The sequence below is a fragment of the Streptomyces sp. NPDC001606 genome, from assembly GCF_053596835.1.
In genome coordinates this window covers 174,366-196,952 of record NZ_JBSFHC010000011.1, presented here as the reverse complement: position 1 = coordinate 196,952, position 22,587 = coordinate 174,366, and the positions used below count along the sequence as shown (strand labels likewise).

General features: G+C 72.5%; 23 protein-coding genes. 16 read left to right on the top strand and 7 right to left on the bottom strand.

Going from position 1 to position 22,587, the window contains the following annotated elements; all coding sequences use genetic code 11:
* The first annotated feature begins 8 nt into the window (after nucleotides 1-8).
* On the top strand, nucleotides 9-863 hold the full coding sequence (gene truA, locus ACWCV9_RS21400; protein ID WP_450788679.1) for a tRNA pseudouridine(38-40) synthase TruA: 855 nt from the start codon (nucleotides 9-11) through the stop codon (nucleotides 861-863).
* Between the two features lies 1 nt (nucleotide 864).
* Here the strand turns inward: truA and ACWCV9_RS21395 are convergent, their stop codons facing one another.
* Nucleotides 865-1,743 carry a hypothetical protein gene (locus tag ACWCV9_RS21395; protein ID WP_450788678.1) on the bottom strand — a complete coding sequence of 293 codons (879 nt, stop codon included), beginning with the start codon at nucleotides 1,741-1,743 and terminating at the stop codon, nucleotides 865-867.
* 265 nt (nucleotides 1,744-2,008) lie between these two features.
* On the opposite strand from ACWCV9_RS21395, the gene rplM reads away from it, so the two are divergent.
* The 3 genes from rplM (at nucleotide 2,009) to glmM (ending at nucleotide 4,546) form a co-directional block, all read left to right on the top strand.
* A complete protein-coding gene (rplM, locus tag ACWCV9_RS21390) occupies nucleotides 2,009-2,452 on the top strand; it encodes a 50S ribosomal protein L13 (protein WP_014674395.1) in 444 nt (147 codons plus the stop codon).
* 42 nt (nucleotides 2,453-2,494) lie between these two features.
* The gene (gene rpsI, locus ACWCV9_RS21385) at nucleotides 2,495-3,007 is read left to right on the top strand and encodes a 30S ribosomal protein S9 (RefSeq protein WP_103812805.1); all 513 of its coding nucleotides are present in this window, start codon (nucleotides 2,495-2,497) and stop codon (nucleotides 3,005-3,007) included.
* A gap of 180 nt (nucleotides 3,008-3,187) precedes the next feature.
* A complete protein-coding gene (gene glmM, locus ACWCV9_RS21380; protein ID WP_450788676.1) occupies nucleotides 3,188-4,546 on the top strand; it encodes a phosphoglucosamine mutase in 1,359 nt (452 codons plus the stop codon).
* Nucleotides 4,547-4,613: 67 nt separating this feature from the next.
* Here glmM and ACWCV9_RS21375 read toward each other — a convergent pair whose 3' ends face one another.
* On the bottom strand, nucleotides 4,614-5,564 hold the full coding sequence (locus ACWCV9_RS21375) for a DUF389 domain-containing protein (protein WP_450788674.1): 951 nt from the start codon (nucleotides 5,562-5,564) through the stop codon (nucleotides 4,614-4,616).
* Between the two features lie 22 nt (nucleotides 5,565-5,586).
* Entirely contained in the window at nucleotides 5,587-6,555 is a 969-nt protein-coding gene (gene coaA, locus ACWCV9_RS21370; protein WP_385843563.1) for a type I pantothenate kinase, read from the bottom strand.
* Nucleotides 6,556-6,717: 162 nt separating this feature from the next.
* Here coaA and glmS point away from each other — a divergent pair, with 162 nt between their 5' ends.
* Nucleotides 6,718-8,565: a glutamine--fructose-6-phosphate transaminase (isomerizing) gene (gene glmS / locus ACWCV9_RS21365; RefSeq protein WP_450788672.1), complete on the top strand. Its 1,848-nt coding sequence runs from the start codon at nucleotides 6,718-6,720 to the stop codon at nucleotides 8,563-8,565.
* A 54-nt stretch (nucleotides 8,566-8,619) separates the two neighbouring features.
* Here glmS and ACWCV9_RS21360 read toward each other — a convergent pair whose 3' ends face one another.
* Both ACWCV9_RS21360 and ACWCV9_RS21355 read right to left on the bottom strand, forming a co-directional pair.
* Complete coding sequence (locus tag ACWCV9_RS21360) at nucleotides 8,620-9,399, bottom strand: SDR family NAD(P)-dependent oxidoreductase (protein ID WP_450788670.1); 780 nt, start codon at nucleotides 9,397-9,399, stop codon at nucleotides 8,620-8,622.
* A 45-nt stretch (nucleotides 9,400-9,444) separates the two neighbouring features.
* Nucleotides 9,445-10,530 carry a DUF6183 family protein gene (locus tag ACWCV9_RS21355; protein ID WP_450788668.1) on the bottom strand — a complete coding sequence of 362 codons (1,086 nt, stop codon included), beginning with the start codon at nucleotides 10,528-10,530 and terminating at the stop codon, nucleotides 9,445-9,447.
* Nucleotides 10,531-10,592: 62 nt separating this feature from the next.
* On the opposite strand from ACWCV9_RS21355, the gene ACWCV9_RS21350 reads away from it, so the two are divergent.
* The 7 genes from ACWCV9_RS21350 to ACWCV9_RS21320 all read left to right on the top strand — a co-directional run bounded on the left by ACWCV9_RS21350 (nucleotide 10,593) and on the right by ACWCV9_RS21320 (nucleotide 16,856).
* Nucleotides 10,593-10,964 carry a holo-ACP synthase gene (locus ACWCV9_RS21350; protein ID WP_450788667.1) on the top strand — a complete coding sequence of 124 codons (372 nt, stop codon included), beginning with the start codon at nucleotides 10,593-10,595 and terminating at the stop codon, nucleotides 10,962-10,964.
* 51 nt (nucleotides 10,965-11,015) lie between these two features.
* A complete protein-coding gene (locus ACWCV9_RS21345) occupies nucleotides 11,016-12,452 on the top strand; it encodes an NAD(P)H-hydrate dehydratase (protein ID WP_450788665.1) in 1,437 nt (478 codons plus the stop codon).
* A 220-nt stretch (nucleotides 12,453-12,672) separates the two neighbouring features.
* A complete protein-coding gene (locus tag ACWCV9_RS21340) occupies nucleotides 12,673-13,575 on the top strand; it encodes a L,D-transpeptidase (protein WP_450788663.1) in 903 nt (300 codons plus the stop codon).
* A gap of 47 nt (nucleotides 13,576-13,622) precedes the next feature.
* The gene (gene alr / locus ACWCV9_RS21335; protein WP_450788661.1) at nucleotides 13,623-14,786 is read left to right on the top strand and encodes an alanine racemase; all 1,164 of its coding nucleotides are present in this window, start codon (nucleotides 13,623-13,625) and stop codon (nucleotides 14,784-14,786) included.
* Nucleotides 14,787-14,827: 41 nt separating this feature from the next.
* Nucleotides 14,828-16,087 (top strand): alpha/beta fold hydrolase, encoded by a 1,260-nt coding sequence (locus ACWCV9_RS21330; RefSeq protein ID WP_450788659.1) that lies wholly within the window; start codon nucleotides 14,828-14,830, stop codon nucleotides 16,085-16,087.
* Nucleotides 16,053-16,565, top strand: a complete 513-nt coding sequence (tsaE, locus tag ACWCV9_RS21325; RefSeq protein ID WP_450788658.1) for a tRNA (adenosine(37)-N6)-threonylcarbamoyltransferase complex ATPase subunit type 1 TsaE — start codon at nucleotides 16,053-16,055, stop codon at nucleotides 16,563-16,565. The genes ACWCV9_RS21330 and tsaE overlap by 35 nt, the downstream gene beginning before the upstream one ends.
* Nucleotides 16,566-16,700: 135 nt before the next feature.
* Entirely contained in the window at nucleotides 16,701-16,856 is a 156-nt protein-coding gene (locus ACWCV9_RS21320) for a hypothetical protein (RefSeq protein ID WP_450788656.1), read from the top strand.
* Here the strand turns inward: ACWCV9_RS21320 and ACWCV9_RS21315 are convergent.
* Entirely contained in the window at nucleotides 16,853-17,422 is a 570-nt protein-coding gene (locus tag ACWCV9_RS21315; protein ID WP_450788654.1) for a hypothetical protein, read from the bottom strand. The genes ACWCV9_RS21320 and ACWCV9_RS21315 overlap by 4 nt on opposite strands.
* 172 nt (nucleotides 17,423-17,594) lie before the next feature.
* On the opposite strand from ACWCV9_RS21315, the gene tsaB reads away from it, so the two are divergent.
* Genes tsaB through ACWCV9_RS21295 form a run of 4 tightly spaced genes read left to right on the top strand, consistent with a single transcriptional unit; the run spans nucleotide 17,595 to nucleotide 20,098 of the window.
* On the top strand, nucleotides 17,595-18,251 hold the full coding sequence (gene tsaB, locus ACWCV9_RS21310) for a tRNA (adenosine(37)-N6)-threonylcarbamoyltransferase complex dimerization subunit type 1 TsaB (RefSeq protein ID WP_450788652.1): 657 nt from the start codon (nucleotides 17,595-17,597) through the stop codon (nucleotides 18,249-18,251).
* 17 nt (nucleotides 18,252-18,268) lie between these two features.
* A complete protein-coding gene (gene rimI / locus ACWCV9_RS21305; protein WP_450788765.1) occupies nucleotides 18,269-18,766 on the top strand; it encodes a ribosomal protein S18-alanine N-acetyltransferase in 498 nt (165 codons plus the stop codon).
* Nucleotides 18,759-19,850: a tRNA (adenosine(37)-N6)-threonylcarbamoyltransferase complex transferase subunit TsaD gene (gene tsaD / locus ACWCV9_RS21300; RefSeq protein WP_385843376.1), complete on the top strand. Its 1,092-nt coding sequence runs from the start codon at nucleotides 18,759-18,761 to the stop codon at nucleotides 19,848-19,850. Before rimI ends, tsaD begins: the two co-directional genes overlap by 8 nt.
* Complete coding sequence (locus ACWCV9_RS21295) at nucleotides 19,847-20,098, top strand: hypothetical protein (protein ID WP_450788650.1); 252 nt, start codon at nucleotides 19,847-19,849, stop codon at nucleotides 20,096-20,098. Before tsaD ends, ACWCV9_RS21295 begins: the two co-directional genes overlap by 4 nt.
* Before the next feature lie 184 nt (nucleotides 20,099-20,282).
* Here the strand turns inward: ACWCV9_RS21295 and ACWCV9_RS21290 are convergent, their stop codons facing one another.
* The gene (locus tag ACWCV9_RS21290) at nucleotides 20,283-22,586 is read right to left on the bottom strand and encodes a beta-xylosidase/alpha-l-arabinosidase (protein ID WP_450788649.1); all 2,304 of its coding nucleotides are present in this window, start codon (nucleotides 22,584-22,586) and stop codon (nucleotides 20,283-20,285) included.
* Nucleotide 22,587 lies beyond the last annotated feature (1 nt).

Here is a 22,587-nt window from a genome sequence, read left to right as displayed (position 1 = left end):
ATGTGCACGTGAGCGAAGAAGTACAGCCCGGGTTCGTACGTGTCCGCCTCGACCTGTCCTACGACGGCACGGACTTCCACGGCTGGGCCAAGCAGGCCGGCGGCAAGCGGACGGTGCAGGGCGAGATCGAGGACGCGCTGCGGACCGTCACGCGGTCCCGGGAGAACTACGACCTGACCGTGGCCGGACGGACCGATGCCGGGGTGCATGCGCGGGGCCAGGTGGCGCATGTCGATCTGCCCGAGGCGGTCTGGCGCGAGCATCACGAGAAGCTGCTCAAGCGGCTGGCCGGGCGGCTGCCCAAGGATGTGCGGGTGTGGGCGCTGCGGGAGGCGCCCAGCGGCTTCAACGCGCGCTTCTCGGCGATCTGGCGGCGGTACGCGTACCGGGTGACCGACAACCCCGGGGGAGTGGACCCGCTGCTGCGCAACCATGTCCTGTGGCACGACTGGCCGCTCGACGTGGACGCCATGAACGAGGCCGCGCAGGCGCTGCTCGGGGAGCACGACTTCGCCGCGTACTGCAAGAAGCGGGAGGGTGCGACCACCATCCGCACCTTGCAGCAGCTGAGCCTGGAGCGGGGCGCCGACGGGATCGTCACCGCCACCGTGCGGGCCGACGCGTTCTGCCACAACATGGTGCGCTCGCTGATCGGCGCGCTGCTGTTCGTGGGGGACGGGCACCGGGCTCCCGAGTGGCCCGGGAAGGTGCTGGCCGCGGGGGTACGGGACTCGGCCGTCCATGTCGTACGGCCGCACGGGCTGACCCTGGAGGAGGTCGGCTACCCCGCCGACGAGCTGCTGGCGGCGCGCAGCAGGGAGGCGCGGAACAAGCGCTCGCTGCCGTCGGCGGGGTGCTGCTGACCTACTGGTTGGCGGCCGCCGAGGCCTGGGCCTGACCGCGCCGGTAGATCTGGTTGAAGATGAACTGCTGGAGGTCCTTGCTGACGCGGAAGACCTTGGTGTCCTTGTCCGTGACGTTCTTGCCGCTGGTGAAGCCGCTGGTGGTGAAGTAGGCGTAGCGGCCGACGGCGTTCGTCGTGGTCAGGCAGACCGCGGAGTCGCAGAAGTCCTTGACCCCCTTGCCGGGCAGGGAGCGGACCATGGCGTTCTTGGTGGCCTGCTTGTTGACCTTGGTGGCCTGTGCCTGGTCGTCGAAGACGGCGACGCCGACGGTGACCGCGATGCCGGAGCCGTCGGTGTAGGTGGCGCGGAGCAGCCGGGTGCAGCCGTTGGCGGTGAGGATCTTGGGCAGGGTGCCGCCGGCGGCCGTGGTGCAGCGGGTGGTGTCGGCCGTGAGGCCCTTCTTGTACACCGTCCCGTTCTCGGTCAGCCGGGTGCCCGGGAAGAGGGTGTCGGCGCTGAGCGGGGCGGTGTCCTTCTTGGCGCTGGAGATGAACTCCTTCGGGTCCAGTGGCGGCGGGGCGCTGGTGGGCGCGAAGGAGGGGGTGGCCGAGCCGCTGGGCAGTGAGCCTCCATGGGGGCCGCCTGTGGGGCCGGCCACCGGGTCGTCGTGCTTGTTGGCGTTGACGACGGCCATGGCCACGGCGGCGCCGATGGCGACCGTGGCGAGCGCGCCGCCGGCTATGAACAGCACCTTGCGGCGTTTGGTGCGGGTCTCCGAGGCCTCCGCCAGCGCGGCCCAGTCGGGAGTCCCGTCGTCGCCGCCGCTGTTCCACGGCTGCTGGGATTGAGGTTTCCAGGGATCCCACTGAGACTGGGGTCCCCCCTGCCCGTAACTCATGGGGCGCATCTTAGACGGGGGGCGTGTGGTGCGGGGTCCGTCGTACGGCCTGCCTCGTTTTGACCCGTCCGGGGCCAGCCAGGTAACCTGCTTCTTCGTTGTGTATTGGCTTGCTCATTCTCACGGGACGGGCCCTTACACCGGTCCACCGGGCCGATGACCAGCGACCAGCACGCGGTTTGCGTCACCGCAGTGCGGTCAAGGCTGTCGTGATCGTTTCGGTGACCTGTTCAGGACCATTCACTCGAAGCGAAGGCTACGAACCGTGCGTACGTACAGCCCCAAGCCCGGCGATGTGACGCGCCAGTGGCACGTCATCGACGCTCAGGACGTCGTCCTGGGCCGTCTCGCCACCACTGCTGCGACCCTCCTCCGGGGCAAGCACAAGCCGATCTACGCGCCGCACGTCGACGCTGGTGACTTCGTCATCATCATCAACGCCGACAAGGTGCACCTGTCCGGCAACAAGCGGACCCAGAAGATGGCGTACCGCCACTCCGGTTACCCGGGTGGTCTGCGTTCCGTCCGCTACGACGAGCTTCTCGACAAGAACCCTGAGAAGGCGATCGAGAAGGCCGTCAAGGGCATGCTCCCCAAGAACTCCCTGGGCCGTCAGATGCTCTCGAAGCTGAAGGTCTACAAGGGTGACCAGCACCCGCACGCTGCCCAGCAGCCGGTGCCGTTCGAGATCACCCAGGTCGCGCAGTAAGTCCGGCCACCCCCTAAGACTGAAGAGAATCTGAGGAGAATCGTGGCCGAGACCACTGCCGAGCAGCCGCTCGAAGAGCTTGACATCGACAGCTACACCACCGAGTCCGAGGTTCCGGTGGAGGGTGAGTACACCTCCGAGTCCCTCGCCTCGCGCTTCGGTGAGCCCCAGCCGGCCGCCGGCCTGGGCCGCCGTAAGAACGCCATTGCCCGCGTCCGGATCGTTCCGGGCACCGGCAAGTGGAAGATCAACGGCCGCACCCTCGAGGACTACTTCCCGAACAAGGTGCACCAGCAGGAAGTCAACGAGCCCTTCAAGGTGCTCGAGCTGGAGGGCCGCTACGACGTCATCGCCCGCATCGCGGGTGGCGGTGTCTCCGGTCAGGCCGGTGCGCTCCGTCTCGGTGTCGCCCGTGCGCTGAACGAGGCCGACGTCGACAACAACCGCGGCCCGCTGAAGAAGGCCGGCTTCCTGAAGCGCGACGACCGTGCGGTCGAGCGCAAGAAGGCCGGTCTGAAGAAGGCCCGCAAGGCTCCGCAGTACAGCAAGCGCTAAGCTTCGCTGCCTGCTCGTACGTGTACGGGCTTCGGCCCCTGCGTACTCCGAACGCCCCGGCGGCACGCCACTTGTGCCGTCGGGGCGTTCGTTTATCCAAGCCAAGGGCGTATAACGACACAAGACGTTCAGGCGCTCAGAGGCTTGTGTGACCGGCTTGTGTGATCGGATGGAGGACAAGTGGGACGACTCTTCGGCACGGACGGCGTGCGCGGTGTCGCCAACGCGGATCTGACGGCCGAGATGGCGCTCGGCCTCTCCGTCGCCGCGGCGCATGTGCTGGCCGAGGCGGGCACCTTCGCGGGCCACAAGCCGAAAGCCGTGGTCGGACGGGACCCGCGGGCGTCCGGGGAGTTCCTGGAGGCGGCCGTGGTCGCCGGCCTGGCGAGCGCGGGCGTCGACGTCCTGACGGTCGGCGTGCTGCCGACCCCGGCGGTCGCGTACCTGACCGGCGCGCTCGGCGCAGACCTGGGCGTGATGCTGTCCGCCAGCCACAACGCCATGCCGGACAACGGCATCAAGTTCTTCGCCCGCGGCGGCCACAAACTCGCCGACGAGCTGGAGGACCGGATCGAGGCGGTCTACGAGTCGCACCGCCACGGTGAGCCCTGGGAGCGCCCGACGGGCGCCGGGGTGGGCCGCATCCGGTCCTACGACGAGGGTTTCGAGCAGTACGTCGGCCATCTGCTGTCGGTGCTGCCCAACCGGCTCGACGGACTCAAGATCGTCCTGGACGAAGCGCACGGCGCGGCCTCGGGGGTCTCGCCGGAGGTGTTCGCGCGGGCCGGTGCCCAGGTCGTGACGATCGGCGCCGAGCCGGACGGGCTCAACATCAACGACGGTTACGGTTCGACCCATCTGGACCGGCTGAAGGCCGCGGTCGTGGAGCACGGCGCGGACTTCGGGGTCGCGCACGACGGTGACGCCGACCGGTGCCTGGCCGTGGACCACACCGGCGCCGAGGTGGACGGCGACCAGATCCTCGCCGTACTGGCGCTGGCGATGCGGGAGCGGTCGGCGCTGCGCAGCGACACGGTCGTGGCCACGGTGATGTCCAACCTGGGCTTCAAGCTGGCGATGGAGCGGGCCGGGATCCAGCTGGTGCAGACGGCGGTGGGCGACCGCTATGTGCTCGAGGAGATGAAGGAGCACGGGTACGCGCTCGGCGGTGAGCAGTCCGGGCACGTGATCATCCTCGATCACGCGACGACCGGTGACGGCACGCTGACCGGGCTGCTGCTGGCGGCGCGGGTCGCGGAGACCGGGCGGTCGCTGCGCGAGCTGGCGTCGGTGATGGAGCGGCTGCCGCAGGTGCTCATCAATGTGCCGGACGTGGACAAGTCGCGGGTGAAGACGTCCGGCGACCTGGCCGCCGCCGTCGCCGAGGCCGAGCGGGACCTGGGCCACACCGGCCGGGTGCTGCTGCGTCCCTCGGGGACCGAGCCGCTGGTGCGGGTGATGGTCGAGGCCGCGGACATCGAGCAGGCCCGCTCGGTCGCCGGCCGGCTGGCCGACGCGGTGAAGTCGGCGCTGGGCTAGCCGGCATGGAGTGACTCGGTGGGCAGTGACGGCCCGGTGGCCGCATCGGCCCGGACCGCGCGCTGCACTACGAGAAGCTCCCGGCCTTCGCGGTACGTGCCCGCTGCCTGGCCCAGAACCACTTCTGGGCCAGCAGCGTGAGGGTGCCGGCCAGTACGATGCCGCCGAGGTTGGCGAGGAGCTGCCAGGTCGAGCCCCAGGTCTGGGAGTAGTCGGTGTAGCTGAGGGCCACCGCCGCGTTCGCCGCCGCCGGAACCGTGGTCACCGAGATCGCCACGCCGATCAGCGCACCGGACTTCGCGGACGTGAGGGACAGGGTTCCGGCGATGCCGGCCAGGAAGGCCACGACGAAGGACATCGCGTCCGGTTTCCAGATGAACCCGGTGTTCGGGCGGGCCGCCTCCACCATGGAGCGGTCGAAGTAGCCCAGCTGGTCCATCAGCCAGCTGAAGCCCGCCGTCAGCACCATCGCGGCGGCGAATCCGGCCAGTAGCGCCCACAGCGACCGCGCCACCAGGGCCGGGGCCCGCTGTACCAGGGCCGTGGAGATGCCCGCGAGCGGACCGAACTCCGGGCCGACCGCCATCGCGCCCACGATCAGGATCGCGTTGTCCAGCATCACACCGCAGGCGGCGAGCATGGTGGCCACGGCCAGGAACGCGACGTAGGTGACGGAGAGCGTGGACTCCTCGTGCGTGGCATCCGTCAGCCCCTCCCACAGCACGGCGTCCGCGCCCTCGCCCGGCGCCTCCTGCTCCGCCTTGTCGGCCCGGCGGGACAGCGACAGGTCGATGTTCTCCACCGCGATGGAGCCGATGCGGTCCAGCTCCAGGCGGCGCAGCTCGGTGAGGAGTTCGTCGCCGGCCTCGCGGGCGACGTCGCAGAGCACCACGTCGCCGACGGGATTGCGGGCGGCTCCCGGCAGGACGACGAGGTGGGCGGTGCCGACCGTCTTCTCGATCAGCCGCACCACCTCGTCCGTTGTGTCGTAGGGGGTGATCAGGCGCAGATGCAGCATGGCGCCCATCCAACCCTGTGGACTACAGCTTGCGCAGCCTCAGCCGCTGCACCTTGTGGTCGGGGCCCTTGCGGACGACCAGGGTGGCGCGGCCGCGGGTGGGGGCGATGTTCTCGACCAGGTTGGGCTTGTTGATCGTCCGCCACTGGGTGCGGGCGTAGTCGAGGGCCTCCTCCTCGGACACCTGGGTGTACTTGCGGAAGTACGAGTTGGGGTCCTGGAAGGCGGTCTGGCGCAGCTTCCGGAAGCGGTTGAGGTACCAGCGCTCGACGTCGTCGGCGGCCGCGTCGACGTACACGCTGAAGTCGAAGTAGTCGGCGAGACCGACCCGGGTGCGGCCGTCCTTGCCGGGCAGGGCGGGCTGGAGGACGTTGAGGCCCTCGACGATCAGGATGTCGGGGCGGCGCACGACGAGCTTCTCGCCCGGCACGATGTCGTAGATCAGGTGCGAGTAGACGGGGGCGGTGACCTCGTCCTTGCCGGCCTTGATGTCGGCGACGAACCGGGTCAGGGCGCGGCGGTCGTAGGACTCGGGGAAACCTTTCCGCGACATCAGGCCGCGGGCCTGGAGCTCCTTGGTCGGCAGCAGGAAGCCGTCGGTGGTGACCCGCTCCACGCGCGGGTGCTCCGGCCAGCGGGACAGCAGCGCCTGGAGGAGCCGGGCGACGGTCGACTTGCCGCAGGCCACGGAGCCGGCGATCCCTATGACGAACGGGGTGCCGGACTGCGAGCCCTGCTCGCCGAGGAAGGTGTTCAGCGCGCCTCTGAGGCCGTCGGTGGCGCCGACGTAGAGATTGAGCAGGCGCGAGAGCGGGAGGTAGATGTCCCGCACCTCCTCCAGGTCGATCACATCGCCCAGGCCCCGCAGCCGTTCCACCTCCTCGGCGGTGAGGGGGAGCGGCGTCTTGTCACGCAGCGCGCTCCACTCGGCGCGGGTGAGGTCGACGTAGGGAGTCGCCTCCGGCCTGTGCCGGTGGGCGCTCCGGGGCATCGAGGAGACCGGTGAGATCACATTCCATTGTTAACGGAGTTTGTACGGCGCGGGAGGTGGGGTCCGTCACGCCTGCCGGAGCGCTCGTATGGCGGTGGGAATTTCCGAATTCGGGCACGCGGAAGCGGTTTCCTGCGCCGTGCGGACCGTAGGCTGCGGCGCATGTGCGGAATCGTGGGATACGTGGGATCGCAGTCGGCGCTCGATGTCGTGATGGCCGGGCTGAAGCGGCTGGAGTACCGGGGGTACGACTCGGCGGGCGTCGCCGTGCTGGCCGACGGCGGGCTGGCCGCGGGCAAGAAGGCGGGGAAGCTGGTCAACCTGGAGAAGGAGCTGGTCGACCGGCCGCTGCCGACGGGCTCGACGGGCATCGGCCACACCCGGTGGGCCACCCACGGCGGCCCCACCGACTCCAACGCCCATCCGCACCTGGACAACGCGGGCCGGGTCGCCGTCGTCCACAACGGCATCATCGAGAACTTCGCGGTGCTGCGCGCCGAACTGGCCGAGCGGGGCCATGAGCTGAACTCCGAGACCGACACCGAGGTGGTCGCCCACCTGCTCGCCGAGGAGTTCTCCTCCTGCGCCGACCTGGCGGAGGCGATGCGGCTGGTGTGCCGGCGGCTGGAGGGCGCGTTCACGCTGGTCGCGGTGCACGCGGACGAGCCGGACGTGGTGGTCGGCGCGCGCCGCAACTCGCCGCTGGTGGTGGGCGTCGGCGAGGGCGAGGCGTTCCTGGCCTCCGACGTCGCCGCGTTCATCGCCCATACGCGCTCGGCGATCGAGCTGGGCCAGGACCAGGTGGTGGAGCTGCGCCGCGACGGTGTGACGGTCACCGGGTTCGACGGCCGCCCGGCGGAGGTCCGCTCCTACCACGTGGACTGGGACGCGTCGGCGGCGGAGAAGGGCGGCTACGACTACTTCATGCTCAAGGAGATCGCCGAGCAGCCCAAGGCGGTCGCCGACACGTTGCTCGGCCGGATCGACCCGTCCGGCTCGCTGACGTTGGACGAGGTGCGGATCAGCCCCTCCGAGCTGCGCGAGATCGACAAGGTCGTCATCGTCGCCTGCGGTACGGCCTTCCACTCCGGCCTGATCGCCAAGTACGCCATCGAGCACTGGACGCGGATCCCCTGCGAGGTGGAGCTGGCCAGCGAGTTCCGCTACCGGGACCCGATCCTGGACAGCCGCTCGCTGGTGATCGCGATCTCCCAGTCCGGCGAGACCATGGACACCCTGATGGCGCTGCGGCACGCCCGCGAGCAGGGCTCGAAGGTGCTGGCCATCTGCAACACCAACGGCTCGACGATCCCGCGCGAGTCGGACGCGGTGCTGTACACGCACGCCGGTCCGGAGGTGGCGGTCGCCTCGACCAAGGCGTTCCTGACCCAGCTGGTCGCCTGCTATCTGGTGGCCCTCTATCTGGGCCAGGTGCGCGGCACCAAGTGGGGCGACGAGATCCAGGCCGTGATCAGGGACCTCTCGCGCATCTCGGAGGAGGTCGACCGGGTCCTGGAGACGATGGAGCCGGTACGGGCGCTGGCCCGCACCCTCGCCGACAAGGACACGGTCCTCTTCCTGGGCCGGCACGTGGGCTACCCGGTCGCCCTGGAAGGCGCCCTGAAGCTCAAGGAACTCGCCTATATGCACGCCGAGGGCTTCGCGGCGGGCGAGCTGAAGCACGGCCCGATCGCGCTGATCGAGGAGGACCTGCCGGTGGTGGTCGTCGTACCGTCCCCGCGCGGCCGCTCGGTCCTGCACGACAAGATCGTCTCCAATATCCAGGAGATCAGGGCGCGGGGTGCGCGCACGATCGTCATCGCGGAGGAGGGCGACGAGGCGGTGGTCCCGTACGCCGACCACCTGATCCGCATCCCGGTCACGCCGACGCTGCTCCAGCCGCTGGTGGCCACGGTGCCGCTCCAGGTCTTCGCCTGCGAGCTGGCCACGGCGCGGGGCAACGACGTGGACCAGCCGCGGAACCTGGCGAAGTCGGTGACGGTGGAGTAGCGGCGGGGAGCGCGGTCAGGGGACGCGGTCGGTGGACACGGTCGGTGGACGCGGTCAGTGGACCGAGAAGCCGCCGTCCACGCAGATCGACTGGCCCGTGAGGTAGGCGGAGGCGCGGCTCGCGAGGAAGACGGCGGCGCCCGCGAAGTCCTCGGCGAGGCCGTTGCGGCCGGTCATGGTGCGCGCGGCCAGCGCCGCGACCCGCTCCGGGTCGGACGACAGCCGCCGGTTGAGCGGCGTCATCACGAACCCGGGCACCAGGGTGTTGACGGTGACGCCGTGCGGGGACCAGGCCTCGGCCTGGGAGCGGGCCAGCGACTCCAGCGCGCCCTTCGACACGCCGTACGCACCGCTCTGCACGAAGGCGCGGTGCGCCTGCTGGGAGGTGATGTGGATGATCCGGCCGAAGCCCCGCTCGGCCATGCCGGGGCCGAACCGCTGTCCCAGCAGGAAGGGCGCCGTCAGGTTCACCGCCATGGTGGTGTCCCAGACGTCCTCGTCCAGCTCGTTCATCGGCGGGCGCAGGTTGATCCCGGCGGAGTTGACGAGGATGTCGGGTTCGCCGAACACCCCGGCCGCCTCCTCGGCCGCCGCCCGCACCCCGGCACGGTCGGTCAGGTCCCCGCTCACCCAGGCGGCATGGCCGCCGGCCGCCCGCAACTCCTCTACGGTGGCGGCCAGTTGCTCCTTGCCGCGGGCGACGACCACCACCTGGGCGCCGGCCAGCGCCAGCGCCTCGGCGACGGCCCGGCCTATGCCGGAGCTGCCGCCGGTGACGGGGGCGACCCGGCCCTCGAGGGAGAACAACTCGGAGAGATACGTCTGCGGCGTCATGCGTGCAGGCTAAAGGGTATGCAGGCACCGGCGCCGGACGGTCCGTCAGTCGTTCTCGCTCGCCGCGAGGACGGTGACCCGGGTGCGGTCCGGGTCCAGGCAGGCGAACGCGGTGTCCGTGAAGTCCCAGGTGAACCAGCGGTTGTCGGAGTGCTGGGGGAGAGCGAAGCGCAGAAAGCGGAAGTCGGCGGCGCGGCGGATCGCCTCCGCGTGCGGGGTTTCCGGACCGAGGTCCAGCACCGCGTACAGGCTCTGCCAGGCGTGCAGCCGGGCATAGGCGCCGTACTGCGGTTCGCCGTAGCAGCCGCCGCCGAAGTCGGCGAGGAAGAGGTCGCCGGCGAGGTCGTCCGCGGTGGTGTGGACCGTGGTGACGGTGTCGCCGGTGGTGGCCTCCAGGCACTCCGCGTCCAGCTCGGCGAGCAGGGCGCCGTTGAAGTCGGCCGGGTCGAGGGGCTCCGGGAGGGCGTAGAACACCGCCTCCTGCTGGGCGAGTTGGCCGAAGCCGCCGGCCGCGGCCGTGGTGCGGGCCGGGTCCGCGATCCGGCGTGCGGCCCGTCCGGCGCGGGCCCCGCCGGCGGTGGGCGGTATTTCGGGGTAGCCGGCGCGCAGGCGCTCCGGGCCGTCCGAGCCGACGGCACCGTGTTCGGTACGGCTGTACAGCCGCATCACCTGCTCGAAGCGGTACGAGGTGAGCGGCAGCCAGGCCAGCGGGTGGCCGAGGTCGCGCAGCCCGGCGCCGTAGGCGAGGTAGGCAGCGTGGTGGCGGGGGTGGTGGAAGCCGGAGCGCAGGGCCAGTTCGTACAGCAGACAGGCGCGGACCTCGGTCGCCGGGTCGTCGAGGGCGACGGGGGAGTGGGTCTCGAACAGCGGCCGGAGCGTGACGAGGCTGGTCCGCCGGGACAGCTGCCAGGCGATCTGCCGTACCAGCCGCCGCCAGGACTCCGGGTCCCGCACCGCGGCCAGATCCGCGGCCAGCCGTACGGCCCAGTCGGCGGACTCCTGCGAGTAGTGCTCGGCGAGGGCGCGGGACAGCTCGGCGGTCCGGTACCGGTCGGGCGCGGCCAGGGCCAGCTCGTACAACTGCTCCGGGGCGGTGCCGGGGTCGGCGGGCGGACGGGACGGCTCGGACATCCGGTCACTCTACGGCGCCGCGCCGAGAGTGCGTTCGCCGGTCGTCTCTTAGGGTTCTCGGCATGAGCATCATCGGGGTGGGCATCGACGTCGCCGAGATCGACCGCTTCCGGGCGTCCCTGGAGCGGACGCCGGGGCTGGCCGACCGGCTGTTCGTGGAGCGGGAGTTGCTGCTGCCCGGCGGGGAGCGGCGCGGTATCGCCTCGCTCGCGGCGCGGTTCGCGGCGAAGGAGGCGCTGGCCAAGGCGCTGGGGGCGCCGCCGGGACTGCACTGGACCGATGCCGAGGTGTACGTGGAGGGCAGCGGGCAGCCCCGGCTGCGGGTGCGCGGCACGGTGGCCGCCCGGGCGGCGGAGCTGGGAGTGCGGTCCTGGCACGTGTCGTTGAGCCATGACGCGGGCGTCGCCTCCGCGGTGGTGGTCGCGGAGGGCTGAGCGGCTCGGCCCGGGTGTGGCGGGCGGGGGATACCGGGCAGACTCGGTTCCATGCGTACTGCGTACAGCGTGGAGACGGTAAGGGCGGCCGAACGGGCCCTCATGGCACGGCTGCCGGAGGGCGCGCTGATGCAGCGGGCCGCCGCCGGGCTGGCCGCCGCCTGCGCCGAGCTGCTCGGGCGGGTGTACGGCAGCCGGGTGGTGCTGCTCGTGGGCAGCGGCGACAACGGCGGGGACGCGCTGTACGCGGGGGCCCGGCTGGCCCGGCGCGGCGCCGGGGTCACCGCCGTGCTCCTCGCGCCGGACCGGACGCACGCCGGCGGCCTGGCCGCGCTGCGGCGGGCCGGCGCGACGGTGACCTCCCCGGACCGCGCCGAGGATCTCCTGCTGCGGGCCGATCTGGTGGTGGACGGGATCGTCGGGATCGGCGGCAGAGGCGGGCTGCGGCCGGATGCCGAGCGGCTGGCCGGGGTGGTGGCGCGGTCCCGGGCGGCGGTGGTGGCGGTGGACCTGCCCAGCGGGGTGGAGGCGGACACCGGCGAGGTGCGGGGTGCCGCGCTCGCGGCCGATGTGACCGTCACCTTCGGGACGTACAAGCCGGGGCTGCTGGTGGATCCCGCCCGGGAGTACGCCGGTGTCGTCCGGCTCGTCGACATCGGGCTCGAACTGCCCGCCGAGGGCGAGTTGGAGGCCTTGCAGCACGCCGACGTGGCGCGGCTGCTGCCGGTGCCGGCGGCGGAGAGCGACAAGTACCGGCGCGGGGTGGTGGGCATCGCCGCCGGGTCCGCGCGGTATCCCGGCGCCGCGGTCCTCGCCGTCTCCGGGGCGCTGCGGGGCGGGGCCGGGGCGGTGCGCTATGTGGGGCCGGCCGGGGACGCGGTCATCGCCCGGTTCCCCGAGACGCTGGTGTCCGACGCCGGACCCGCGAAGGCCGGGCGGGTGCAGGCGTGGGTGGTCGGACCGGGGGCCGGTGAGGACGCGGCGACCGTGGCCGAGGTGCTGGCGACGGATGTGCCGGTCCTGCTCGACGCGGACGGGCTGCGGCTGGCGGAGCCGGAGGCGGTGCGGGGGCGTACGGCGCCGACCCTGATGACGCCGCACGCCGGGGAGGCGGCCGCGCTGCTGGGGGTACGGCGGGAGGAGGTCGAGGGCGGCCGGCTGGCGGCGGTACGGGAGTTGGCGGCGCGGTACCGGGCGGCGGTGCTGCTGAAGGGGTCGACGACGTTGGTCGCCGAGGCGGGGGGCGGTGGGGTGGTGCGGGTGAACCCCACGGGCACGGGGTGGCTGGCCACGGCCGGGAGCGGGGATGTGCTGTCCGGGCTGGCGGGCTCCCTGCTGGCGGCGGGTCTGTCGGCGCGGGACGCGGGGAGCGTGGGCGCGTATCTGCACGGCCTGGCGGGGCGGTTCGCGGCGGCGGGGGCACCGGTGGGGGCGCACGACGTCTCCGACCGCATCCCGGAGGCATGGCGTGATGTGCGGGGCGTGTGAGGGTGTGCGCGGTGCTGTGGTCGGGCGGGGTGGGACAGGGCGCTGCTCGCTGAGAGGTGCCGCTGCGCCCACCCTCCCCCAAGCTCTCGGCTTCGCTCGAGCAGGGGGGACCCCCATCGCCCCAGCGGCACGACTGCCCGCAGCTCGGGCTCCGCTCCACCCGGGTGACCTTCCCGCGCGCCACCGCTGAACCGGCGGAGCCCCACGCTTGGCTGAAGAGGTGATCAGCAGACAAATCGCACAGCGAGGCCTCGCCGTGCTGCTCGCGGCAGCGGTGACCCTTCCCGCCGGGGCCCTCACCGCAGCCGCCGAGCCCGCGGCGGCGCACCCCGTTTCCCCGACCCCCACCACCGACCTCGTCCCGGGTGTCGCCCCCCGTCCCGGTCAGCCCTGGCAGATCGACACGCCCGACCAGGCGTTGCCGCCGAAGGTGTACACGCCGAGCCGGCAGGAGGACGCCGTAGAGCCCAGGGACGCGGCGCCGGGGACGTACGACCTCATCGAGTACGTGCCCCTGAACGACGCCGTCGCCAAGGTGACGTGCAGCAAACAGACCGGCCCCTACCAGCGCCAGGTCGAGCGCTGGCTGAAGCTGAAGGTGGACGGCAAGCAGTCCGCCTCCGACTGCAAGGCGATCCGCGCCTTCCAGATCACGTACAAGATCAAGCCCGCGATCGGCTTCGCCGGGCCGGTGACCTGGTCGACCATGATGCTGCTCTCGGCCAAGAAGAACCCGAACGCCGCCAAGAAGTGCCCGGTGCGGTCGTACCGGGTCGCCTGCGTCGATCTGGACCGTCAGCTCACCTGGGTGCAAAAGGGGTCGAAGGTGGTGTTCGGCCCGGTGCCGATCCGCAGCGGCCGCAAGGGATATGTCACCCGCAAGGGCTGGCACACCATCTACTGGCGGCACAAGAACCATGTCTCGACCCTCTACAACCAGCCCATGCCGTACGCCCAGTTCTTCGACGGCGGCGAGGCCTTCCACGCCGTCTACGGCAGCATCTACACCACCGTCGGTTCCATGGGCTGCGTCAACCTCAAGCTCGCCGACGCGCGCAAGCTGTGGGACGTCACGAAGAAGGGCGACCACGTGTACGTGTGGGGGCGGCGTCCGGGTACCTGAGACGGCACCCGAGGGCCCGCTCGGGCCTCTGAGAGACTGGGGGCGCGATGAGTGAGACAGCAGCTGTGCCGACCGCCCCCCTGCGCGCCCGCGCCGAGATCGATCTCGGCGCCCTGCGCGCCAATGTGCGGACCCTGCGCGCCCGGGTGAGCGGCGCCGCCCTGATGGCCGTCGTCAAGTCCGACGGTTACGGCCACGGGGCGGTGCCCTGTGCCCGCGCGGCCCTGGACGCCGGTGCGACCTGGCTCGGCACGGCCACGCCCGAGGAGGCCCTGGCGCTGCGCGCGGCCGGGCTGCCGGGCCGGATCCTGTGCTGGCTGTGGGTGCCCGGCGGCCCCTGGCGGCAGGCGATCGAGGCGGACATCGACGTGTCGCTGAGCGGGATGTGGGCCCTCGAGGAGGTCGTGGCGGCCGCCCGGCAGGCCGGCCGGGTCGCCCGGGTGCAGCTCAAGGCGGACACCGGGCTCGGGCGGAACGGCTGCCAGCCCGGCGCCGACTGGGCCGAACTGGTCGCCGAGGCGCTGCGCGCCGAGGCCGCCGGGCTGGTCCGGGTCACCGGCCTGTGGTCGCACTTCGCCTGCGCCGACGAGCCGGGCCATCCGTCCATCGCCGCCCAGCTCGCCGGCTTCCGGGAGATGGTGTCGTACGCCGAGCAGCAGGGCGTGCGCCCCGAGGTGCGGCACATCGCCAACTCCGCGGCCGCGCTCACCCTCCCCGAGACCCACTTCGACCTGGTCCGCACGGGCGTCGCGATGTACGGCATCGCGCCGAGCCCGGAGCTGGGCACGCCCGCCGACTTCGGGCTGCGCCCGGTGATGACGCTCAGCGCCTCGCTGGCGCTGGTCAAGCATGTCCCGGGCGGCCACGGGGTGTCGTACGGCCACCACTACGTCACCCCCGGTGAGACCACCCTCGGACTGGTCCCGGTCGGGTACGCGGACGGCATCCCGCGGCACGCCTCCGGCACCGGCCCGGTGCTGGTCGACGGCAAGTGGCGGACGGTCGCCGGGCGCGTCGCGATGGACCAGTTCGTGGTGGACCTGGGCGGCGACGAGCCCGCGGTGGGCAGCCAGGCCGTGCTGTTCGGGCCCGGTGACCGCGGTGAGCCCACCGCCGAGGACTGGGCGCAGGCGTGCGGCACCATCGCGTACGAGATCGTGACGCGCATCGGAACCCGGGTTCCGCGCGTCTATACGAACGAGCACGTGTAACCCGTCCGGGCGAACTGCGGTACGGCGAAGAGGAGCGGTACGTGAGCGAGAGCAGTGCGGAGGCCGTGGCGGACGTCGTGGTCTCGGCGGCCGCCGCCTCCGCCGCGGGGGCGGCCGGGAGCTGGCGCAGGGCGACCGGCCTCGCCGGAGCCGCGATCGGCGTGCTGGCCGCGGGGGCGGCGGCCGGTGTCGCCCTGGAGCGGATGACGGTGGGCCGCGGGGTGCGCCGCAAGGCACGGCTGGCGCTGGACTCGGCGGGGCCGTACGGCACCCTGCGCGGCACCCCGGGCAAGGCCGTCGCCGACGACGGCACCGAGCTGTACTACGAGGTCGACGAGGTCGAGCCCGACTCCGGCGCGCAGGTCTCGCCGCGCCGGCGCCGGCTGTTCGGCCGCAAGGCGCCCGCCCCGGTCACCGTCGTCTTCTGCCACGGCTACTGCCTCAACCAGGACGCCTGGCACTTCCAGCGGGCGGCGCTGCGCGGGGTCGTCCGGACCGTGCACTGGGACCAGCGCAGCCACGGGCGGTCCGGGCGGGGCGTGGCCCAGACCCGGGACCGGGTGCCCGTCACCATCGACCAGCTCGGCCGCGATCTGAAGGCCGTCCTGGACGCCGCCGTACCGGAGGGGCCGATCGTGCTGGTCGGCCACTCGATGGGCGGGATGACGGTGATGGCGCTCGCCGCGCACTTTCCCGAGCTGATCCGGGACCGGGTCGTCGCCACCGCGTTCGTCGGCACCTCCTCCGGCCGGATGGGCGAGGTCAACTTCGGGCTGCCGATGGCCGGGGTCAACGCGATCCGCCGGATACTCCCCGGGGTGCTCAAGGCGCTCGGGCAGCAGGCGGAGCTGGTGGAGAAGGGGCGCCGGGCCACCGCCGACCTGTTCGCCGGGATCATCAAGCGGTACTCGTTCGCCGGGCGGGACGTCGATCCGGCGGTCGAGCGGTTCGCCGAGCGGATGATCGAGTCCACCCCGATCGACGTGGTCGCCGAGTTCTACCCGGCCTTCACCGAGCACGACAAGACCGAGGCGCTGGCCTGCTTCCGGGAGCTGCCGGTGCTGGTGCTGGCCGGGATGCAGGACCTGGTGACGCCGAGCGAGCACAGCGAGGCCATCGCCGGCCTGCTCCCGGACGCCGAGCTGGTGCTGGTGCCGGACGCCGGGCACCTGGTGATGCTGGAACACCCGGAAGTGGTCACCGACCGCCTCGCCGACCTGCTCACCCGCGCGGGTGCGGTACCCGCAGGGGCTACGGTTATGGGCTATGGAAGCACCAGCAGCACCGCACCTCCCCGCTGAGACCCGCCTGACGATCACCTCGCCCGAGCAGATGCGCGAGCTGGGCCGCCGGCTGGCCGCGCTGCTGCGCGCGGGCGACCTGGTGATGCTCAGCGGTGAGCTGGGGGCGGGCAAGACCACGCTGACCCGGGGACTCGGCGAGGGCCTGGGGGTGCGCGGCGCGGTCACCTCGCCGACCTTCGTGATCGCCCGGGTGCACCCCTCGCTCGGCGACGGTCCGCCGCTGGTCCACGTGGACGCCTACCGGCTCGGCGGCGGCCTGGACGAGATGGAGGACCTGGACCTCGATGTCTCGCTGCCCGACTCGGTGATCGTCGTGGAGTGGGGCGAGGGCAAGGTCGAGGAGCTGACCGAGGACCGCCTCCAGGTCGTCATCCACCGTGCCGTCGGCGACACCACCGACGAGGTACGGCACGTGACCCTGACCGGGCTGGGCGAGCGGTGGACCGGCTCGGACCTGGCCGTCCTGACCGTCTGACCCGTTCGGCGTCCGACCTTTTCCGACAGGCCGTCGGCAACCTGTTGCGCGGGGCCTCCGGGCGTGATGACATGGTATCCAGCCCTTGGTTAGGCATGCCTAACCGCGCCCGCCCCCGCACCTCAGGAGGCGTCCATGACCGACGTGTCGATGAGCGACCTGCTGGCCTCGTGCGCGGCGGCGGACGCGATTTCGAGGGCCCCGGAACCCCCCGAAGGCGGGACGCCCCCGCACCCCCCTGCGGACCACGGTCCCGCGGACCACGACCCCGCCGACCGTGACGCCGCCTAGCGGATCACGACCACCTTCACCCCGATCGTGGCGAACTTCCACATCGCCTCGCCGTCCTCCCGGTTCTCCCGGATGCCGCCCGTCTTCACGCCCGGCTCGGGCCCCGCGCCGGAGCCGGAGTCGCCGCTGCCGACCGCTGCGCTGAAGCCGATCGCCACCCCGTCCACGCTGGTGAACCGCACCACGTGTTCGACGGGCAGCCCGTCCGTGCCGGTGATCGCGTTCGAGCGGGACGACACCCAGTAGGTGCCCGGCAGCGGGTCGAGGGTGCCCGGGAACACCGGGAACGAGCGCTCCACCCGGCCGCTCTCGGCGACCAGCCAGACCCGGTCGTCGTCCACCGAGTACACGACCCGCTCACCCGTGCCGGAGCCGCTCGGCAGGGCGGTCGGGTTGTGCCGGTCCCGGGGCGCCTTGCTGGCGGCCGCCGACGCGGAGGCGCCCGGCGCGGGCCTGCCGCCCAGGCCCGCCGGCACGGTCGCCTGGGCCTGGTAGGCGAGGAAGCCGACGGCGCCGACGGCCGCCGCGGTGAGAGCGGCCACGATCCCCGAGCTGGTCCCTGCCACCTGCGCCCACCTCTGCTCGCACCGAATGCCGGACAAGAAATGCCGGACAGGATTGCCGGACAAGAGTTGTCATATGTCGTACTTCGTGACGTACTCCGTACAGACCGTAGCAGCCGGTGACCGTGCGCCCCGGACGGGCGTGCGCGAGCCGCGGGCGCCGTAGGCTGTTCGCGTGCTCTTGCTCGCTCTGGATACCGCAACACCCGCCGTCACCGTCGCGCTGCACGACGGCACGGACGTCATCGCCTCGTCGAGCCAGGTGGACGCGCGCCGGCACGGAGAGCTGCTGCTGCCGGCCGTCGACCGTGTGCTCGCCGAGGCCGGGCTGAAGCTGGAGGCGGTCACCGGGATCGTCGTCGGCATCGGACCCGGCCCCTACACCGGCCTGCGCGTCGGGCTGATGACCGCCGACACCTTCGGGCTCGCGCTCGGCGTCCCCGTGTACGGGGTCTGCACCCTGGACGGCCTCGCCCACGCCGCCGACATCGAGACCGGCCCCTTCGTCGTGGCGACCGACGCCCGGCGCAAGGAGGTCTACTGGGCGAAGTACGCCGACTCGCACACCCGGCTGACCGATCCGGCGGTGGACCGCCCGGCGGACATCGCCGAGCAGGTCGCCGGGCTCCCGGCGGTCGGTGCGGGCGCGCTGCTCTACCCGGACACCTTCCCCGGCGTCCACGAGCCCGAGCACGTGTCCGCCGCCGCGCTCGCCTCGCTCGCCGCGGCCCGGCTGGCGGCCGGCGAGGAGCTGCCGGCGCCCCGCCCGCTGTATCTGCGCCGCCCGGACGCCCAGGTTCCCAAGAACTACAAGGTGGTCACCCCGAAGTGACGGTACGACTGCGCGAGATGCGCTGGTGGGACATCGACCCGGTCCTGGAGCTGGAGAAGGACCTGTTCCCCGAGGACGCCTGGTCCCGGGGCATGTTCTGGTCCGAGCTGGCGCACGCGCGGGGCCCCGAGGCGAGCCGCCGGTACGTCGTGGCGGCGCAGGACGGCCGGATCGTCGGATACGCCGGGCTCGCCGCCTCCGGAACTGGGTCCGACAGCGGCGCCGCCGCGGTCGGCGACATCCAGACCATCGCCGTCGCCCGCGACCTCCAGGGCACCGGCCTCGGCTCCCGGCTGCTGACCGAGCTGCTGCGGGCCGCGACCGCCTTCGAGTGCACCGAGGTCATGCTCGAGTGCCGGGTCGACAACGTCCGTGCCCAGAAGCTCTACGAGCGCTTCGGCTTCGCCCCCATCGGGTTCAGACGCGGCTACTACCAGCCGGGGAACGTGGATGCCCTGGTCATGCGCCTGACCGACCCCGCCTCATCTGTACAAGGAACCGAGATCAATGGCTGACGAACCGCTCGTCCTCGGCATCGAGACCTCCTGCGACGAGACCGGCGTCGGCATCGTCCGCGGCACCACCCTGCTGGCGGACGCCGTCGCCTCCAGCGTGGACGAGCACGCCCGCTTCGGCGGTGTCGTACCGGAGGTGGCGTCCCGGGCGCACCTGGAGGCGATGGTCCCGACCATCGACCGCGCGCTGAAGGAGGCCGGGGTGAGCGCCCGGGACCTGGACGGCATCGCCGTCACCGCCGGTCCCGGGCTCGCGGGTGCCCTGCTGGTCGGCGTCTCGGCGGCCAAGGCGTACGCCTACGCCCTCGGCAAGCCCCTCTACGGCGTCAACCACCTCGCCTCCCACATCTGCGTCGACCAGCTGGAGCACGGCCCGCTGCCCGAGCCGACCATGGCCCTGCTGGTCTCCGGCGGCCATTCCTCGCTGCTGCTGTCCGAGGACATCACCGCCGACGTACGGCCCATGGGCTCGACCATCGACGACGCGGCCGGCGAGGCCTTCGACAAGATCGCCCGAGTGCTGAACCTGGGCTTCCCCGGCGGCCCGGTCATCGACCGGTACGCGCGCGAGGGCGACCCGGAGGCCATCGCCTTCCCGCGCGGCCTGACCGGCCCGCGCGACCCCGCCTACGACTTCTCCTTCTCCGGTCTGAAGACGGCCGTGGCCCGCTGGATCGAGGCCAAGCGCGCGGCCGGCGAGGAGGTCCCGGTCCGGGACGTGGCCGCCTCCTTCCAGGAGGCCGTGGTCGACGTGCTGACCCGCAAGGCCGTCCGTGCCTGCAAGGACGAGGGCGTCGACCACCTGATGATCGGCGGCGGGGTGGCCGCCAACTCCCGGCTGCGCGCCCTCGCCCAGGAGCGCTGCGAGGCCGCCGGCATCCGGCTGCGCGTCCCGCGCCCGAAGCTGTGCACGGACAACGGCGCGATGGTGGCCGCGCTGGGCGCCGAGATGGTCGCCCGGAACCGGGCCGCCTCCGCCTGGGACCTGTCGGCCGACTCCTCCCTGCCGGTGACCGAGCCGCACGTGCCCGGCCACGACCACGACCATGTGCACGAGGTCAGCAAGGAGAACCTGTACTCGTGACGGTCGCGCTGATGTGGGAGGCCCGGGCGGCCGAGGGGCGCGGCGGGCAGCTGCTGGACTGGGTGCGCGCGCAGCCCCTCGCCGCCGAGCCGGTGCGCCGGGAGACCTTCCGGGCGCCGCAGGACCGGGTGCTGGTCATCACCTGGTGGGACGCGCCGTACGACGCGGAGCTGCCCGAACTGCCCGAGCCGGACCCGGAGCTGGTGACCCGGGCGGTGCACCGCTGGCGGTTCGAGCAGGTGAGTTGACGGACCGGGCCGCACTTCCGCTATGATCATCTCACCGCGAACGGCCGGAACACCGGCCCGGACGCAGTGCGTTGGTGGTCCAAGGAAAGACGTCCCGCTTCCTGCGGGGAGATGCAGGTGCAAGGCCTGCCCGGCGCTCCATCCGAGACCCGCCTCCGAATCTCCGGAGGCGGGTCTCGTCGTTTCAGGCGCTGTCGAGGAGCGTCTCGCAGCGCAGCCGGCGCTCCGCGCCCACCACCCGCACCGGCCCGGTCAGTTCGAGCCGGGCCGTGTGCCGGATCTCCGCGCTGGAGGCGCCCAGCCGCAGCTCCAGCGCGCCCGGCTCCACCACCCGCGTCCCCGTGCCGTCCGTGAAGGCGGACAGGTCGGCGTGGAAGCGGAAGGTGAGCCGGCGGGACTCGCCGGGGGCGAGGTCCACCCGCCGGTATCCGATCAGCCGTACGTCGGGCCGGGTCACGCTCGCCACCGGGTCGTGCAGATACAGCTGGACGACCTCCGCCCCCGCCCGCTCCCCGGTGTTGCGGACGGTGAGTGAGACGGCGCAGGTGCCGTCCGTGGACACACTTGTTTCCGTCGCGTGGACGTCCTCCCAGGCGAAGGTGGTGTACGACAGGCCGTGCCCGAAGGGGTACAGCGGGGTCGGGTCCAGGCTGCTGACGTCGTTCGGCAGGCCGAGCGGCGGCTGGAGGTAGGTCCATGGCTGGCCGCCGGGCACGCGCGGCACGCTCACCGGGAGGCGGCCGGAGGGGTTCACCCGGCCGGACAGCACCCCGGCCACCGCCGGTCCGCCCTCCTCGCCGGGGAAGAAGGCCTGGACCACCGCGCCGAGCCGCCCGTGCCAGCGGCCGAGTGCGTACGGCCGTCCGGTCAGCAGCACGAGGACGACCGGGACGCCGGTCTCGACCAGCGCGTCCAGCAACTCCCCCTGCACGCCCGGCAGGCTCAGATCGGCGACGTCGCAGCCCTCGCCCGAGGTGCCCCGGCCGAACAGGCCCGCCCGGTCGCCGAGCACCGCCACGCACACGTCCGCCTCCGCCGCCCGGGCCACCGCCTCCGCGAACCCGGCGGTGTCCGGCTCCGCGACGCCGCAGCCCTCGGCGAACGTCACCTTGGCGTCCGGCAGTTCGCCGCGCAGCGCGTCCAGCAGGGTCGGGATCTCGATGCCCAGCGGGACCTCCGGGTGCTGCGGCAGCACATGGGAGGGGAAGGAGTAGCAGCCCAGCATGGCGAACGCGTCCGCCGCACGCGGCCCGACGACCGCGATCCGGGCGTCGGGGGCCAGCGGGAGCGCGCCGCCCGGGTTGTCCAGGAGGATCACCGACTCCTCGGCCAGCCGGCGGGCGAGGGCGCGGTTCGCCGCCGAGTCCAGGTCGACCGGGCCCTCCGGCTCCGGCCGCCAGTCCTCGTCCAGCAGGCCCAGCTCGCACTTCTGCACCAGCACCCGGCGGGCCGCGCGGTCCACCAGCGACTCCGGGATCCGGCCCGCGCGGACGGCGGCCACCAGCGGGGTGCCGTAGCACTTCAGGGTGGGCAGCTCGACGTCGATGCCCGCCACCAGCGCCCGGTGGGCCGCCTCCTCCTCGTCCGCCGCCACCCGGTGCAGGGTCTGGAGGAAGGCGATGCCGAAGTAGTCGGCGACCACCGTGCCGGTGAACCCCCACTCCTCGCGCAGCACATCGGTCAGCAGCCGCGGGTCGGCGGAGACCGGCACCCCGTCGGTCTCGGTGTAGGCCGCCATCACCGACCGGGCCCCGCCCTCGCGCAGGGCCATCTCGAAGGGCGGCAGGGTGAGGTCCGCGAACTCCCGTACGCCCGCCCGGACGGGCGCCAGGTTGCGGGCGCCCGCCGAGGACGCGTAGCCGGCGAAGTGCTTGAGCGTGGCCACCACGCCGGCCGACTCCAGGCCGCGCACATAGGCCGTGCCGACCGTGCCCACCAGGTACGGGTCCTCGCCGATCGTCTCCTCGACCCGTCCCCACCGCGGGTCGCGGACGACGTCCAGCACCGGGGCCAGGCCCTGGTGGACCCCGGCCGAGCGCAGATCGCGGCCGATGTGCCGGCCCATCTCCTCGACCAGCTCCGGGTCGAAGGAGGCGCCCCAGGCGAGCGGCACCGGGTACGCCGTCGCCTGCCAGGCGGTGAACCCGGCCAGGCACTCCTCGTGCGCCACGGCCGGGATGCCGAACCGGCCGGCTTCTGCGATCCGGCGCTGGGCGCGGGCCAGGGCCCGGGCGGCGATGTCCGGCTCCACCGGGGCCGTGCCGAAGGAGCGGGTCAGCTGGCCCAGGCCGAGGGTGATCAGCTCGTCCCAGTCGTAGGCGGCGCTCATCTCGCGTTGCAGGGGGGCGACTCCGTCGCCGTCCGTGGCGGCGCCCACCCACACGCCGTACAGCTGGGCGGCCTTCTCCTCCAGGGTCATCCGGGAGAGCAGGTCGTCCACGCGGGCACCGGCGGGCAGGTCGGGGTCGCGCCAAGGGGCGGTGGTCATG